12 protein-coding genes are annotated in these 13,399 nt (G+C 69.8%); all 12 read right to left on the bottom strand.

The genetic code is table 11. The annotated features are described in order from the left end of the window. Positions 1–144 precede the first annotated feature (144 nt). The gene (locus tag AC6EUL_RS09050; RefSeq protein ID WP_499869886.1) at positions 145–408 is read right to left on the bottom strand and encodes a hypothetical protein; all 264 of its coding nucleotides are present in this window, start codon (positions 406–408) and stop codon (positions 145–147) included. A 258-nt stretch (positions 409–666) separates the two neighbouring features. Further along, positions 667–2,595 (bottom strand): hybrid sensor histidine kinase/response regulator, encoded by a 1,929-nt coding sequence (locus AC6EUL_RS09045; RefSeq protein ID WP_499869933.1) that lies wholly within the window; start codon positions 2,593–2,595, stop codon positions 667–669. 557 nt (positions 2,596–3,152) lie between these two features. Continuing rightward, the gene (locus AC6EUL_RS09040; RefSeq protein ID WP_499869885.1) at positions 3,153–3,956 is read right to left on the bottom strand and encodes an inositol monophosphatase family protein; all 804 of its coding nucleotides are present in this window, start codon (positions 3,954–3,956) and stop codon (positions 3,153–3,155) included. Positions 3,957–4,003: 47 nt separating this feature from the next. Then, positions 4,004–4,942: a phosphotransferase gene (locus AC6EUL_RS09035; RefSeq protein WP_082501298.1), complete on the bottom strand. Its 939-nt coding sequence runs from the start codon at positions 4,940–4,942 to the stop codon at positions 4,004–4,006. A gap of 28 nt (positions 4,943–4,970) precedes the next feature. Then, the gene (locus AC6EUL_RS09030; protein ID WP_499869884.1) at positions 4,971–5,933 is read right to left on the bottom strand and encodes a phosphotransferase family protein; all 963 of its coding nucleotides are present in this window, start codon (positions 5,931–5,933) and stop codon (positions 4,971–4,973) included. Continuing rightward, positions 5,930–7,228 (bottom strand): Zn-dependent hydrolase, encoded by a 1,299-nt coding sequence (locus tag AC6EUL_RS09025; RefSeq protein ID WP_499869883.1) that lies wholly within the window; start codon positions 7,226–7,228, stop codon positions 5,930–5,932. Before AC6EUL_RS09025 ends, AC6EUL_RS09030 begins: the two co-directional genes overlap by 4 nt. Then, positions 7,203–7,955, bottom strand: coding sequence for a DeoR/GlpR family DNA-binding transcription regulator (locus tag AC6EUL_RS09020; RefSeq protein ID WP_056350145.1), 753 nt, complete (start codon positions 7,953–7,955; stop codon positions 7,203–7,205). Before AC6EUL_RS09020 ends, AC6EUL_RS09025 begins: the two co-directional genes overlap by 26 nt. A 440-nt stretch (positions 7,956–8,395) precedes the next feature. After that, positions 8,396–9,940, bottom strand: coding sequence for an amidase (locus AC6EUL_RS09015; RefSeq protein WP_056350142.1), 1,545 nt, complete (start codon positions 9,938–9,940; stop codon positions 8,396–8,398). A 40-nt stretch (positions 9,941–9,980) separates the two neighbouring features. Further along, positions 9,981–10,694 (bottom strand): ABC transporter ATP-binding protein, encoded by a 714-nt coding sequence (locus AC6EUL_RS09010; RefSeq protein WP_499869882.1) that lies wholly within the window; start codon positions 10,692–10,694, stop codon positions 9,981–9,983. After that, on the bottom strand, positions 10,691–11,434 hold the full coding sequence (locus tag AC6EUL_RS09005; RefSeq protein ID WP_056221390.1) for an ATP-binding cassette domain-containing protein: 744 nt from the start codon (positions 11,432–11,434) through the stop codon (positions 10,691–10,693). The genes AC6EUL_RS09010 and AC6EUL_RS09005 overlap by 4 nt, the downstream gene beginning before the upstream one ends. Beyond that, entirely contained in the window at positions 11,431–12,522 is a 1,092-nt protein-coding gene (locus AC6EUL_RS09000) for an ABC transporter permease subunit (RefSeq protein ID WP_056221387.1), read from the bottom strand. The genes AC6EUL_RS09005 and AC6EUL_RS09000 overlap by 4 nt, the downstream gene beginning before the upstream one ends. Then, the gene (locus tag AC6EUL_RS08995; RefSeq protein WP_056221764.1) at positions 12,519–13,391 is read right to left on the bottom strand and encodes a branched-chain amino acid ABC transporter permease; all 873 of its coding nucleotides are present in this window, start codon (positions 13,389–13,391) and stop codon (positions 12,519–12,521) included. The genes AC6EUL_RS09000 and AC6EUL_RS08995 overlap by 4 nt, the downstream gene beginning before the upstream one ends. Positions 13,392–13,399 lie beyond the last annotated feature (8 nt).

Below are 13,399 nucleotides of genomic sequence, written 5' to 3'. Positions count from 1 at the left end.
GGTGGCGCGGGCTGCGTGGTCCACTCTGCCGGCGGATCGCGGCCTGGGCGATCACGGGTGACGCGCCGGTGCTCGGCATCCGGCTGCGGCGGGTGACCGTGTGAACGGCCGTTGAGGAGGGGGTGCGGACCTGATGCGTCGCGTTCAAAGCTCGCGTCGGCGCGTGCCGGCCCTGTCGCCTTCGATAAACCGGCGGATGACGTCCTTCTCCCGATCCGTCTCGCCTGTGGAAACGCGCCCGAAAAGACGATCGAGCCAGATGGACGTGAAGAAGACCAGGACCCAGCCTATCGCAAACAAGAGGAATTCGGTTTCAACAGCGTAGATTTTCCCATAGCAAGCCCTGACGAGCATCTGAGATGCAAAGGCGATTGGATAAAACCAGAAAACCTTCCAGTTTGAGGGCATCGTATGACTCCAAGCGCCGTCATTGTCCGATGCGAAACTCAACGAAGGTTTATCAGGTAAGTGCCAAAGTGAACTTCCATCACAGGTTTTCGGCAGCCCTGTTCAAGCGGATCCGTTTCATCGAGCAACACCTATTGGAACATTGCGGCTGCCGTCTGCAATGGATGGCTTTCCGCCGGTCTGCTTTCGGACGGCAAGTGCATCGAAGCGGACATCGTGGGGTTTCGAACGCACCGACCAAGTTGAGGCCGGGCCTGATTAGACCGAACCCCTCGCATGGAAGCCGAGGAGCCGGTGCAGGACGTCGCCCAGTTGCACCGCCGAATACGGTTTTTGCAGTAGCTCGAACCCGTACGTGCCCTCCTGCACCAGCACGTGGCTGTAGCCGGATGCCAGGACCACCGGCAGGTGCGGTATCCGCCGCTGCAGTGCCTTGGCGAGCTCTATGCCACCCATGCCTGGCATCACCACGTCGGTGAACACCAGGTCGAAGCCGGCGCCGTCGCCGCCCAATCGGTCCAACGCCTCCTCGGCGTTGGCCGCCCAGGTCGGACGATAACCCAGGTCCTCAAGGATCTGGGTCGCGAACTGACCGACCCCGATGTTGTCCTCGACAACGAGGATGCGCTGCCCCGTGCCAAGAGGCGTCACGCCCCCGTCGGGCCCGCGGACACGGGCCGGGACCTCCTCTTGCTCGACTTCCGGCAGGTAGAGCGTAAAGGTTGTGCCTTCCCCTACCGTGCTGGCCACATCGATGTCGCCGCCCGATTGCTTTGCAAAGCCGAATACCTGCGACAGGCCGAGTCCGGTGCCCTTGCCGACCTCCTTGGTGGTGAAGAACGGCTCGAAGATCCGGCTGAGCAGGTCCGGGGGGATGCCTGAACCCGTGTCGACGAGGGAGACCGCGGCGAAGGCTTTGCGCGAGCCGGCATGGCCGCGGATGACGGGAAGGGTTGTCCGGCATCCGAGGCGCAGGGTGAGTGTTCCTACCGCGTCCATGGCATCGCGTGCGTTGACGGCCATGTTGATGAGTGCGGTCTCGAACTGACTTAAATCCGCCCGGACGAAGCATGGCGCGTGGGGCACCTCCGCGACCACGCGGACGCGTGCGCCCGTCACGGTATCGAGCATTTCCGCGATCCCACGCATCCTCTCGCCGACGTCGAACACCTCTGGCTTGAGGGCCTGCCGGCGTGCGAAGGCGAGCAACTGGCCGGTCAGCTTGGCCGCGCGCTCAACCGTATCTGAGACGGCGTTCAGGTAGCGATCCTTGCGCGCCTCTGGCAGGTCCGGTCGGCGAAGGAAGTCCACGGACGAGCGGATGATCGTCAGCAGGTTGTTGAAATCGTGCGCGACGCCGCCGGTAAGCTGGCCGACGGCTTCCAGCTTCTGGGATTGGCGGAGGGCCTCCTGGGCCTGCTCCAGCTCGGCCTGCCTTTCCCGGGCCTCGGTGATGTCACGTCCGGTCGCGTAGGTCAGCGTTCCGGCCGGGGCGGCGGTCCATGAGATCCAGCGCGTCGAGCCATCCTTGTGCCGGTAGCGGTTGACGATATGGGGCATCCCGCCCTCGGACGCCTCGGTATAGGCGTCGACCGTCTCGACGTGGTCCTCCGCCAGGACGAACTCGTTGACGTGGTGACCGACCAGTTCGTGCGGCTCGTAGCCGAGAAGGCGGGTCCATGCCGGGTTGACCCGCCGGAAGACGCCCGCGAAGTCGATGATGAGCATCAGGTCGGGCGCGGTGTCCCACATCAGGTCTCGTTCGTTCGTGCGCTCCTCGACGCGCCGCTCCAAGGTCGCGTTCAGGCTGCGCACCTCGCCGAGTGCCCGTTCCAGGCTCTCTTGGCTGTCCTTCAGCGCGGCGTCGGCCAGCACTCGCTGCGTGGTCTCGTTGGTGAAGATGAACAGGCCCGCGATCCTGCCGTCGGCGTCGAGCACCCGTGAATACGAGAAGGAGAACCACGTCTCCGCCGCCCCCCGGTCGGTATCGAGCGTCCACGGAAGGTCCTCGAAGCGGTGGCTGCGCCCGGCGAACGCGTCTTCGATGATGGGCTTGGCCTGTTCCCAGGCATCCGCCCAGACTCTGTCGAAACGCTCGCCCGTGGCCCAGGCCACCCGGGGGCCGAGCAGGCGGGAATAGGTGTCGTTGAAGAAGAAGTGCAGGTCCGGCCCCCAGGCCAGGATCATGCTCTCGGGCGAGTTCAGGACCAGCGAGAGCGCGGTCTTGAAAGCTTGCGGCCACGTCTCGGGTTGCCCGAGAGGATGGGCAGACCAGTCGCGCTCGCGGATGAGGCGCGCGGCCTCGCCGCCCCCAGCCAGGAACGCTGTCGCGTCGCTCACCGTGTCATGCCCAGCGGACGCCGTACGAAGCGGCAATGGCTGCGCCCGGACGTCTTCTTGCTGGATCGGTGACACCTCTCATCGAGCGTGTCGAAGACCGTGCGGTCGTAATTTTCGCAGTCGCCGAAAGACGTGATCGCGCGCTTCGGCTTATCGGAGGACATTTCAGGGGCCATGCCCCCTTATGACACACGCGCCTTCAGTGGTCGCCGAGGGATTGCTCCTCCGCCGGGCTATGGTGCCTGCTTTTCGCTTCGAACCAAAGTCGCCCTCAGGGCGACGAACGGCTGCTTACAGGAAGCGCCGACAACGATGTGAACGACCGGCTTGGGTCGCAACCGGCCCCCCGATGACCAGGTGGAGGGGGCGCTCCCGGGATTCGCCGCCCTTCCGGTCGCCGCGCCTCAGGCAAATCCCGTCAGGTGGCGCAGGGCCGCCGCGTGCAGCTCCGGGTTGGCGGCGGCGATGACGCGGCCGTCGAAGTCCGGGGTGAGCGGGCGGCCGGCCCAGTCGGTCATCACGCCGCCGGCGCCCTCCACCACGGGGGCCAGGGCCATCACGTCGTAGACCTTGAGGCCGGCCTCGACGACGAGGTCGCAATGGCCCGAGGCGAGGAGGCCGTAGGCGTAGCAGTCGCCGCCGAAGCGGCGCAGGCCCACAGCGGCGCTCAGGGCCGCGAAGGCCTCGGCGTCGGCCCCCCGGAACAGGTCGGGGGAGGTCGCGAACAGCCGGGCCTCGGCGAGGGCGCGCCGGCTGGTGCGGATCGGCTTGCCGCCGAACCAGGCGCTGCTGCCGTTGCCGTGCCAGCGCTCGGCCAGGGCCGGCATGTCGATCAGGCCGAGGAGCGGCCGCCCGCCCCGCACCAGGGCGATCAGGGTGCCGAAGAGCGGCATGCCCGTGATGAAGCTCTGGGTCCCGTCGATGGGGTCCACCACCCAGGTCAGGTCGTGGCTGAAGTCGCCGCCCTCCTCCTCGCCGAGGATGCCGTGCGCCGGGTAGGCCTGGCGGATCTCGGCCCGCAGACGGGCCTCGATGCCGCGATCGGCCTCGGTGACGGGGCTCGCATCGGCCTTGGCCTCCACGGCGAGCGGCGTGCGGAAGTGGCGGCGCGCCAGGGGGCGCACGCTGTTGGCGAGGTGGTGGGCGAAGGCCATCAGCCCGTCGGGCGTGGCGTCGAAGCCCGCCGGCGCGGCGAGGGTCGGGAACATGGGATCGGCCTTGGGCGACGGGGAACGCGGGAACGGGAGGGCGGCGGTCACAGCAGGTGCAGCCAGCGCGGCCAGTCGGGATGGTGGAACAGGGTCCGGGCCCGCGCGAGCTTCCAGGTCCCGTACTTGTAATAGTCGAAGTCGAGGGTCGAGACGCGCTCCTGGATCATCGCCCAGGTCGCCCATTTGAGGTCGCCCAGCGCCTTCAGCACCGCGGTGCGGGCGTCGATCTGCGGGGTCCAGCGGCCCCAATAGGCCTCGATCATCTCGCGCTCGACCGCGGCCGGGAACGCCATCTCGTCGAACCACAGGGCGAGCTCGTAGGCGCGCTCGTTGTTCGAGGCGTACTCGAAGTCGACGAGGCGGACCTGGTCCTGCCCGTCGAGCATGAAGTTGCCGGCCAGGGTGTCGTTCATGCAGGGCACGAGGTCGAGGCCCGAGGCCAGGAGCGCGGCCTTGGCCTGGCCATAGCGCCGCATCAGGAAGGCCGCATCCTGCGGCACTCGGCCGCCGACGGCCTCCACCTGCCCGACATGCTCCTCGATCATGTCGAAGATCGTCTTGGTCAGGGTCAGGGCCGGGGCGTCGTTGAAGGCCCGCAGGGCCCGGACCGCGTTCTGGCGCACGACCGGGCGCAGGAAGTCGAGGTTCGAGGACGCCCGGAAGTCGTCCAGGAAGGCGAAGATCTCGACGCCGTCCTCCGGCAGGTAGTCGAGCACCGCCACCCCGAAGCCGCAGGCCTCGGCCCGCCGGCTGGCCTCGTGGGCGGCGTCCCGCGCGATGAACATCTCGGTGCCGCGCCCGGGCACCTTGAGGAAGACGTCGATCCCCTCCCCCGCCTGGACCCGCCAGTTGGTGTTGCTGATGCCGCCCGAGACGGCGCGGTAGCGCAGGGGCGTGCCGGCCCAGGCCGGCACCCGGGCGAGGATCGCCTCCAGGGCCTGCTCGGGGGCGCCCCGCCCCTCGCCCATCCGTGTCCAGCTCATCGCGTCCTCCCCGCAGCCGTCCGGTCCGTCACAGCCGGCGCAGCCAGAGCTCGAAGTCCGGCGCCGCCATCGTGGTGCGCGCGTGCCGCAGCCGCCACTGGCCATACTTGAAGAACTCGATGCCGGGCCGGCGCGAGGTCACCGCCCGGGTGATCCCCCAGAGGCCCCACATCAGGTCGTCCACCGCGCCGTAGAGGCGGCAGCGGGCGAGCAGGGCGTCGGTGCAGCGCCCGGCATAGGTCTCGATGGCCTGCCGGCGCTCGGGCTCGAAGACATAGGCCTCGTTGAGGAGCGCGCCGATCTCGAACCAGGGGTCGAAATCGCCCGCGAGGTCGAAATCCACGAGGCGGACGCCGTCGGGCGCGAGGCCGCCCCCGTCGAAGCGCAGCATGAGGTTCGAGGCGGTGCCGTCGTTGCGGCAGAACCGCTGGTCGAAGCCCGCCGCCGCGATCGCCGCGCGGATCAGCTCGGCCTCCGCCAGGAGCACCGCGAAGTCGTCGGGCACCGGGGCGGCGCAGGCCCGGGCCTCCGCCGCGAGGGCGGCGATCCGCCCGAACGGGCAGAAGCTCTGGCCGAGGGGCTCCGCCCCGTGCAGCCGCCGCAGGGCGCCGAGGACCTGTGCCATCGTGTCCGCCTCCTGCAGGTCGCCGACCCGGGCGTAGCGCCAGGGCTCGGGCAGGTCGGCCAGCACGACCACGTCCTCGCCCTGGGCCAGCAGGGCCGGGCCGAGGCCGAGGGTCCCGGCCCGGCGCGTCGCCTCCGCCATGGCGGGGCGGATGTCGGCGGCCATGTCGGCGTGGCGCCGCTTGACGAAGACGGGATCGGCGCCGTCGCGCCGGACCCGGGCGCAGTCCGAGGCCACCGCCCGGTGGGTCGGGGAGGCGACCGGCGCCGCCGCCAGGGCGATCTGCGCCGCCCCGGCCTCCCAGCCCGGGAGGCGCGCCAGGGCGTCGGCGATGCGCGTCGCGAAGTCCGGTTCGGGGGCCATCATCCTGTCGGCTCCGGTTGCGCGGCCCGCACTGGGTCGCCGCCCCGGCGGCACAGGCGCCTGGCCGCCTCCCGCATCAGGGCGAGGCCCGCCGCGAGGTCGGCCGGGTCGGTGGCCTCGGCCTCGTTGTGGGCGATGCCGTCGATGCTCGGCACGAAGACGAGTCCCGTCGGGCAGATCCCGAGGAAGCTCAGGGCGTCGTGCCCCGCCACCGTGTCCATCCGCAAGGATTCGAGGCCCTGCGCCGCGGCGCAGGCGGCGACGAGGTCGCAGACCGCCTCGGGCATCGCCCGGATCGGGCGCTCGCCCCGGCTCGTGATCGTCAGCCCGGTGCCGGCCCGGTCGGCGGCCCCGGCGAGGAGGCGGTCGGCCCGGCGCCCGGCCTCGGCCAGGATGGCGTCGTCGGCGGACCGGAGCTCCACCGAGATCGCGACGTGTGCGGCGACCACGTTGGCGGAATTCGGCGCGACCTCGACACGACCCACCGCGGTATACAGCAGGCCGGGCCACGCATCGGCCAGCGCCCGGATGTCCGCGATGGCATAGGCGGCGGCGAGCAGCGCGTCGCGCCGGCGCTCCATCCGCCCGGGCCCCGTATGGGCCTGGACGCCGGTGAAGGCCGCCTCGATCTTGGTCGCCCCCCAGTTGCGGGTGACGATGCCGATGGTCCGTCCGGCCTCCTCCAGCGCGGTGCCCTGCTCCACGTGGATCTCGAGGTAGCAGGCCGGCTGCGGTGGCGGTGCGTCGCCGCCCGCCTGGCCGATCGCCGCCAGAGCCGCCCCCAGGCGGATGCCGTCGTCGTCGCGGCAGGCCAGCGCCTCCGCCACCGTGTGTCGGCCGACATAGGTACCGCTGCCGAGGAGGCTCGGCCGGAAGCGGGCGCCCTCCTCGTTGGTCCAGTTCACGGCGCAGAAATCGGCGTTGAAGCGCCCTCCGGCCCGCCGGGCCGCCATCAGGCCGGCACCCACCCGCAGGGCGGCGGCGACGCCGTAGGTACCGTCGAGGCGGCCGGCGCGGCTCTGGCTGTCGAGGTGCGAGCCCATCATGACGAGGGGCGCATCTTCCTGATCCGTCAGCGAAAACAGGCCGAACTGGTTGCCCGTCGCGTCGACCCGCAGGGTGCCGCCGGCCGCCCGGACCATCTCCGCGAACACGGCGCGGGCGGCGCCGTCCGCGGGGCTTGCGCAGAGGCGGGTCACGCCGCCCCCGGGGGTGGCGCCGCAGGCGGAGAACCGGTCGAGGAGGTCCGCGAGGGCCCGCGCCTCGCCGGCCTCAGGTATGGATGGTCTCGATCTCATGCCGGGCGAACGCGTCTTGGAACGCCTCCGGCGGCGGCTTGTCGGTGACGATGCTGAGCTTCTCGCCGAGACCGAAGGTGCAGAGATTGGCCTGCCGGCCGAACTTGCGGGAATCGGCGAGCAGGACGGCCCTGCGCGACTGACCCTTCAGCGTCCGGCGCAGCACCGATTCGTGCTCCTCGTAATCCATCCAGCCGTGCTCGAGATCGCAGGCGGCGATCCCCATGAAGGCGATGTCGAAGAAGTAGCGCCGGGCGTAGGCCACGGTCTCGTAGCCCACCAGCGCGTTGTCGTTGCTCCGCAGGGTGCCGGGCGTCAGGTTGACCCGGGCCGGGCCGCTGCCGAGATGCAGGGCCACGTCCACCGAGTTGGTCGTGATGGTGAGGTTGCGCCCGGTGAGGCGCCGGGCGAGGGCGAGCGTGGTGGTGCCCGTGTCGATGAAGACCGACATCCCGTCCAGCACCAGGGCCTCGGCCAGAACCGCCACGCGCCCCTTCTCGCGGGTATTGAGCTTGCCGCGCTCCTGCAGGGGGCGCTCCTGATCGAGGCGCGGCGGCACCGCGCCGCCGTGGATGCGCCGGAGCAGGCCGCGTTCCTCCAGCATCTTCAGATCGCGGCGGATGGTTTCTTCGGACACCTTCAGGAAGAGGGCCACATCCGCGACGCCGACCCGGCCCGTCCCATGGAGGCGGGACAGGATTTCCTGGTGGCGATGATCCGTCAGCATGCTCGATGGCCGTCCTACCGTTCACCCGATGATAACGGTGATCCGTAGCCGCGGTCGCGCGGGAATGCGGACGCGGCATCCGGTATCCCATGCTCGTTCGCGTTGTCCTGCAACTGGAATGATGCATCGAATCTCGCCTTGCGCCGTCGGCGCGTGTGACCGGTCGGTCAAAAACCACAGACACAGGTCGTTTCCCGAAATCCTGCGGCATCGCCGGATGCAATCGAACCCCCACCCCGGCATGGTCCGCACGTCGCCCGACGCGTATGTCTGCCGGAATTCCCAAGAGAAACGTTTCGCGTTTCGATTACGCCGCGACTGGCGAGGTGGGTCAATCGGGAAATCTGGGTTTTGTGGTTTCTGTGGCTTTACTGCTCATTGCCGGGGCCGTTTGCCGATCCCTTGGGCAGTCCTGCCCGCGGGATACCCGCGTCCGAGCCTCAGCCGACCAGGTCGGGAGCGCGGCGGTGACGCGTCGCCTGTTCGTAGTCGTAGGCGAAGCCGAGGAGGTCGGCCTCGCTCCACATCCGGCCGACGAAGATCAGGTTGAACGGCGACCCCGAGGCGTAGAATCCGGCCGGGACCGTCACGCCGGGCAATCCGGCGATGTTGATCTCGCACACCGTGGTCTCGTTGATCGCCTCGTCGCCGTGAAGGGGCGGAAGTTCGTTCCGCATCTGCGGGAAGACGAGGCCGTCGAGGCCGCTCGCGTCCATCACCGCGTCGAAGATCGCCAGGTAGGCCTCCCGCAGGGTGAGGAAGGCGGAGAGATCCGGTGGCACGGTCGGGTTGGCGAGGATCGGCGCGAAGGCCGGGATGGCATGCAGGTAGCGCAGCACGCCGATGGGGCCGAAGGCGTCCTCGGCCTCGGTGGCCGCGGCGAAGGCCTCGACGCTGCGGATGGCGGCGCTCGGGCCGAGGCGCTGCAGATAGAGGTGCAGGTCGTAGGGGACCGATTCCATGCCGCGGGCATCGAAGTGATTCAGGCCCGGCGTGGGGCGGCCCAACGCCGCGAAGCCGGTCCCGGCGAAGGGATCGGCCACCAGCGTGGCGCCGCGGGCGGCGATCTCGTCCTGTGCGCGGGCATAGAGCGTGCCCGCCTCCGGGGAGAGCGGCAGGTCTCGCCAGCCCGGGCCGAACAGGCCGAGGCGCTTGCCCTTCAGCGCTCCGGTGTCGAGGTGGGCGGTGTAGCCGCCCCGCGGGCGCTTGCCGATGCCCGCCACGGTCTTCGGATCCGCGGGGGTGTAGCCTGCCAGCACGTCGAGGGTCAGCGCGGCGTCGCGTACGCAGCGGGCGATGGGACCGACCACGTCGCGGGTGCTGCCGGCGAGCGGCACCACGCCGGCATTGGGCACCAGGGCGAAGGTCGGCTTGATGCCGACCAGCCCCTGCGCCGAAGCGGGATTCTGGATCGACCCGCCCGTTTCCTCGGCGAGGCCCAGCACCGCGAAGCTGGCGCCGACGGCAGTCGCCGTCCCGGCGCTGCTGCCGCCGGGCAGGCTCTCGGGCGCGGCCGCGTTCAAGGTCGGGCCGGCCCAGCTGTCGTTGGCGTGGCTGCCGGTAGCGCTCAGCACCGGCACGTTGGTCTTGCCGAGCATGACGCAGCCGGCGGCCCGCATCCGCGCCACCACGGGCGAGTCGGTCTCCGGGATGAGGTCGACGCCGCCGGTCCGGGCGCTCAGGAAGTGCCAGCCGGCGGTGGTCGGCAGCCCGGCCATGTCCATTGGGTCCTTGATCACCACGGGCACGCCGGCCAGCGGCCCCAGGGCCTCGCCGGCCGCGCGCCGGACATCGATGGCGCGGGCATCGGCCAGGGCGTCCGGGTTCATGACGATGAGGGCGTTGTAGTGCGGGTTGTGCGCCGCGATGCGATCGAGGAAGGCCTGCGTCAGCGCCTCGGAGGTCACACCGCTGGCAAAGGCGTCGGCCGCATCGGCCAGGGTCATCTCGACCACGTCGAAGGGGCTGCGTGTCGTGGCATCCATGCCGGACGTCTCCTGACTGGAAAAAACGGGGGTGTGGCCCTCAGGCCATGCCGACGAACTCGTCGATCATCGCCCGGTCGCGGGCGACATCGGGCGGGACCTCGCGGGTGATGCGGCCCTTCTGCAGGATCAGCACGCGCTGCGAGAGGGACGCGATGAAGTTCAGGTTCTGCTCCACCAGCAGCACCGCGAGGCCCCGTTGCCGGCCGATCGCCCGGAGCGTCTCGATGATCTCCTCGATGATCGAGGGCTGGATGCCCTCGGTGGGCTCGTCGAGGAGGATGATGCGGGGGGCCCCGCAGAGGCAGCGGGCCAGGGCCAGCAGCTGCTGTTCGCCCCCCGAGAGGGTACCGCCCGGCCGGTCGAGATAGGCCTTCAGGCGCGGGAACAAGGTGAGGATGTCGGCGATCACCGCCTCCTCCCTGTCGCGCGACAGAAGGCAGCCCATCCGCAGGTTCTCGTGGACGCTGAGCGCCGGAAAGATCTCGCGCCCCTGCGGGACGTAGCCGATGCCGGCCCGGGCCCGGGCGGTCGGGGAGAGCCGGGTGATGTCGCGCCCGTCGAAGGTGATCGATCCGGCCGTGGCGGGCAGGTTGCCGGTGAGCGTCCGCAGCAGGGTCGACTTGCCCATGCCGTTATGGCCGAGGATGCCGACGAACGCGCCCTCATTCACCTGCAGCGACACGCCGCCGAGGATCGGGATGCGGCCGTAGCCGGAATGCAGGTCGTCGACGGCGAGGAGGGGAGCGGTCATGCGGCCTGCTTGCCCAGATAGACGTCGCGGACGCGGGCGTCGGACAGTACCGTGTCGACATCGCCCTCGATCAGGATGCGGCCCTGGTTGAACACGGTCACGGTCTTGGCGATCATCCGGATGAACGGCATGTCGTGCTCCACCACGATGACCGCATGGGTGCGGTTGATCTCGCGGATGAGGGCGGCGGTGCGCTCGACCTCCTCCTTCGTCATCCCGGCGGCGGGCTCGTCGAGGAGGATCAGCTCCGGCTCCTGGGCCAGGACCGTGGCGATCTCGACCCATTGACGCTGGCCGTGGGCGAGCTGCCCGACGAGGCGGGTGGCGATCTCGGTGAGCTTGAGGCGGGTCAGCGTCTCCTCGACGATGGCGCGGGTGCGGGCGAGCGACTTCTTGCGGCCCGCCGCGACGAAGACGTTCTCGCGCACCGACAGGCCGTTGAAGACGTTGGGAACCTGCGTCTTGATGCCGACCCCGAGGCGGGCGATCTCGTGCGGGTGCGCGGCCGTGATGTCGGTGTCGCGGAAGTGGATGCGCCCGGCGCTCGCCGTGAGCTGGCCGGTGAGCATCTTGAAGAAGGTGCTCTTTCCCGCGCCGTTCGGACCGATGAGACAGCGCAGCTCCACCTCCCCGAGGACGAAGTCGACCGCGTTGACGGCGGTGACGCCGCCGAAGCGCATGGTGGCGCCCTTGGCTTCCAGCAGGGGGCGGAGGGGTTTCGCCGCGGGGGACACGCTCATCGACGGACCTCCCCGGCCAGGGCCGCGCCCGGGGCGGGCCCGAGGGGCTTGGCCCGCATCCGCCGGCCGATGAGCGCCGTGCCGAGGCGCAGGAAGAGGTTGCGGGCCACCGGCACCAGACCCTGCGGGATCAGCAGCACGAAGGTGACCAGGATCGCGCCGAGGCCGAGGTTGGAATCGATGAGGCTCTGGGCGCCGGCCTCGATGGTCAGCCACTGGATCAGTACCGCCCCGAGGATCGGGCCGAGCAGGGTGCCGAGCCCGCCGACGAGAACGAAGATGATCACCTGGGCCGACATGGTGAGGCCGAAGACCGTGGGGCTGATGAAGCCGCCCCAATTCGCGAACAGGCAGCCACCGAGGCCCGCGATGCCGGCCGAGATCATGAAGGCCAGGAGCTTGTAAAGGCGCGGATCGTAGCCGATGAGCTGCGCCCGGGTCTCGTTCTCGCGGATCGCCACGACCACGCGGCCGAACCGGCTCGCCAGGATGGCGCGCAGGACCACGTAGACGAGGATGAGGCTCCCCATCGCGGCATACCAGATCCCCTCGGGGTCGAGCGGGTTGCCGGCGTCGCCCGGCAGGTTGAGGGCCGGGATGGCCGGGATGCCGTTGAAGCCGCCGAGTTCGGCCTCGCCGATCCGGTACTGGCTGCCCGAGGTGGTGTTCACGAGCTGGAACAGGATCACCGAGACCGTCAGGGTGATCACCCCGATATAGGCGTCCGAGATTCGGCCGTAGAACATGAAGTAGCCGAGCAATCCCGCGAACAGCATCGGCACCACGATGGCGAGCAGAACCGGCAGGGTCGAGTCACCGAGGTTCAGGACCGCGACGGCGTAGGCGTAGCCGCCGAGGCCCAAGAAGGCGGCCTGCCCGAACGACATCACGCCGCCATAGCCCCAGATGAAGCCCTGGCTGAGGGCGAACATCGCCATGGCCACGAAGCCCGTCATCTGCACGAGGCCGAAGGTGTCGAGGAGGTGGGGGGCTCCGAACAGGATGACGAGGCCCGAGGCGACCATGGCGAGGAAGCTCAGGGCCGCCGGACGGACCAGGGCTCGGAGCGGCGACGGGGGACGGGTCATAGGCTGCGCCTCAGGTAGCGGCCGGTGATGCCCTGGGGCAGCACGCGGATGAGCAGGACTGCGGCGACCAGAAGGGCCACGTCGCCGATGACGGGGGTGGTCTTGAACGAGACGAGCTCGTTGATGACCCCGAACAGGGTCGAGGCGAGCCCCGTGCCGGTGAGGATCGCCGGGCCGCCGCCCAGCACCGTGATGAAGGCGCGCGAGATGTAGGCCGCCCCCATGGCCGGCGAGATGCCGGAGATCGGTGCGAGCACCCCGCCGGCGAGACCCGCCAGGCCGGCCCCGAGGGCGAAGGTCGCCATGTAGATCCGGTCCGGCGAAACCCCCAGGGAGGCCGCCATGCGCGGGTTCTGCATCGTCGCCCGCAGGATCAGCCCGAACCTGGTCAGGCGCAGGAGCAGGTAGAGGCCGGCTAGGGCCGCGCAGGCCACCGCCACGATGACCAGGCTGTAGAGGCTCGCGCCGTAGCGCCCGATCTCGAAGCTCCCGACCGGCGTGGACACGCCCCGGACCACGTTGCCGTAGATCGACGTGACGAGGCCGATCAGCCCGAGGCTGATCCCCCAGGTCGCCAGCATCGTGTCCATCATGCGCCCGTAGAGGAAGCGGATGACGGTGCGCTCGAGGACGAGGCCGATGAGGCCGACCACGAGGGGCGGCAGCACCAGCATGGCGACCCAGATGTTGAGGCCGGCATCGGAGGCGGCCACCGCCGTGTAGGCGCCGAGCATCATGAACTCGCCATGGGCGAGGTTGATGATCCGCATCATTCCGTAGATCACCCCGAGGCCGAGGGTGATCAGCGCGAGTGTCGCGATGCCCGCCAGGACGTTGAAGGCGAGGAGGCCGACGAGATCGGGCGCCATGCTCACCC

The sequence above is a fragment of the Methylobacterium sp. 001424705 genome, assembly GCF_059816145.1.
Note: the sequence above shows the minus strand (reverse complement) of the source record. Positions and strands in the feature narration are given on the sequence as shown.

Coding starts and splice junctions, on each gene's coding strand:
- AC6EUL_RS09050 (WP_499869886.1), bottom strand. CDS start 408: ATGCCCTCAAACTGGAAGGTTTTCTGGTTTTATCCAATCGCCTTTGCA.
- AC6EUL_RS09045 (WP_499869933.1), bottom strand. CDS start 2,595: ATGATCCTGGCCTGGGGGCCGGACCTGCACTTCTTCTTCAACGACACC.
- AC6EUL_RS09040 (WP_499869885.1), bottom strand. CDS start 3,956: ATGTTCCCGACCCTCGCCGCGCCGGCGGGCTTCGACGCCACGCCCGAC.
- AC6EUL_RS09035 (WP_082501298.1), bottom strand. CDS start 4,942: ATGAGCTGGACACGGATGGGCGAGGGGCGGGGCGCCCCCGAGCAGGCC.
- AC6EUL_RS09030 (WP_499869884.1), bottom strand. CDS start 5,933: ATGATGGCCCCCGAACCGGACTTCGCGACGCGCATCGCCGACGCCCTG.
- AC6EUL_RS09025 (WP_499869883.1), bottom strand. CDS start 7,228: ATGAGATCGAGACCATCCATACCTGAGGCCGGCGAGGCGCGGGCCCTC.
- AC6EUL_RS09020 (WP_056350145.1), bottom strand. CDS start 7,955: ATGCTGACGGATCATCGCCACCAGGAAATCCTGTCCCGCCTCCATGGG.
- AC6EUL_RS09015 (WP_056350142.1), bottom strand. CDS start 9,940: ATGGATGCCACGACACGCAGCCCCTTCGACGTGGTCGAGATGACCCTG.
- AC6EUL_RS09010 (WP_499869882.1), bottom strand. CDS start 10,694: ATGACCGCTCCCCTCCTCGCCGTCGACGACCTGCATTCCGGCTACGGC.
- AC6EUL_RS09005 (WP_056221390.1), bottom strand. CDS start 11,434: ATGAGCGTGTCCCCCGCGGCGAAACCCCTCCGCCCCCTGCTGGAAGCC.
- AC6EUL_RS09000 (WP_056221387.1), bottom strand. CDS start 12,522: ATGACCCGTCCCCCGTCGCCGCTCCGAGCCCTGGTCCGTCCGGCGGCC.
- AC6EUL_RS08995 (WP_056221764.1), bottom strand. CDS start 13,391: ATGGCGCCCGATCTCGTCGGCCTCCTCGCCTTCAACGTCCTGGCGGGC.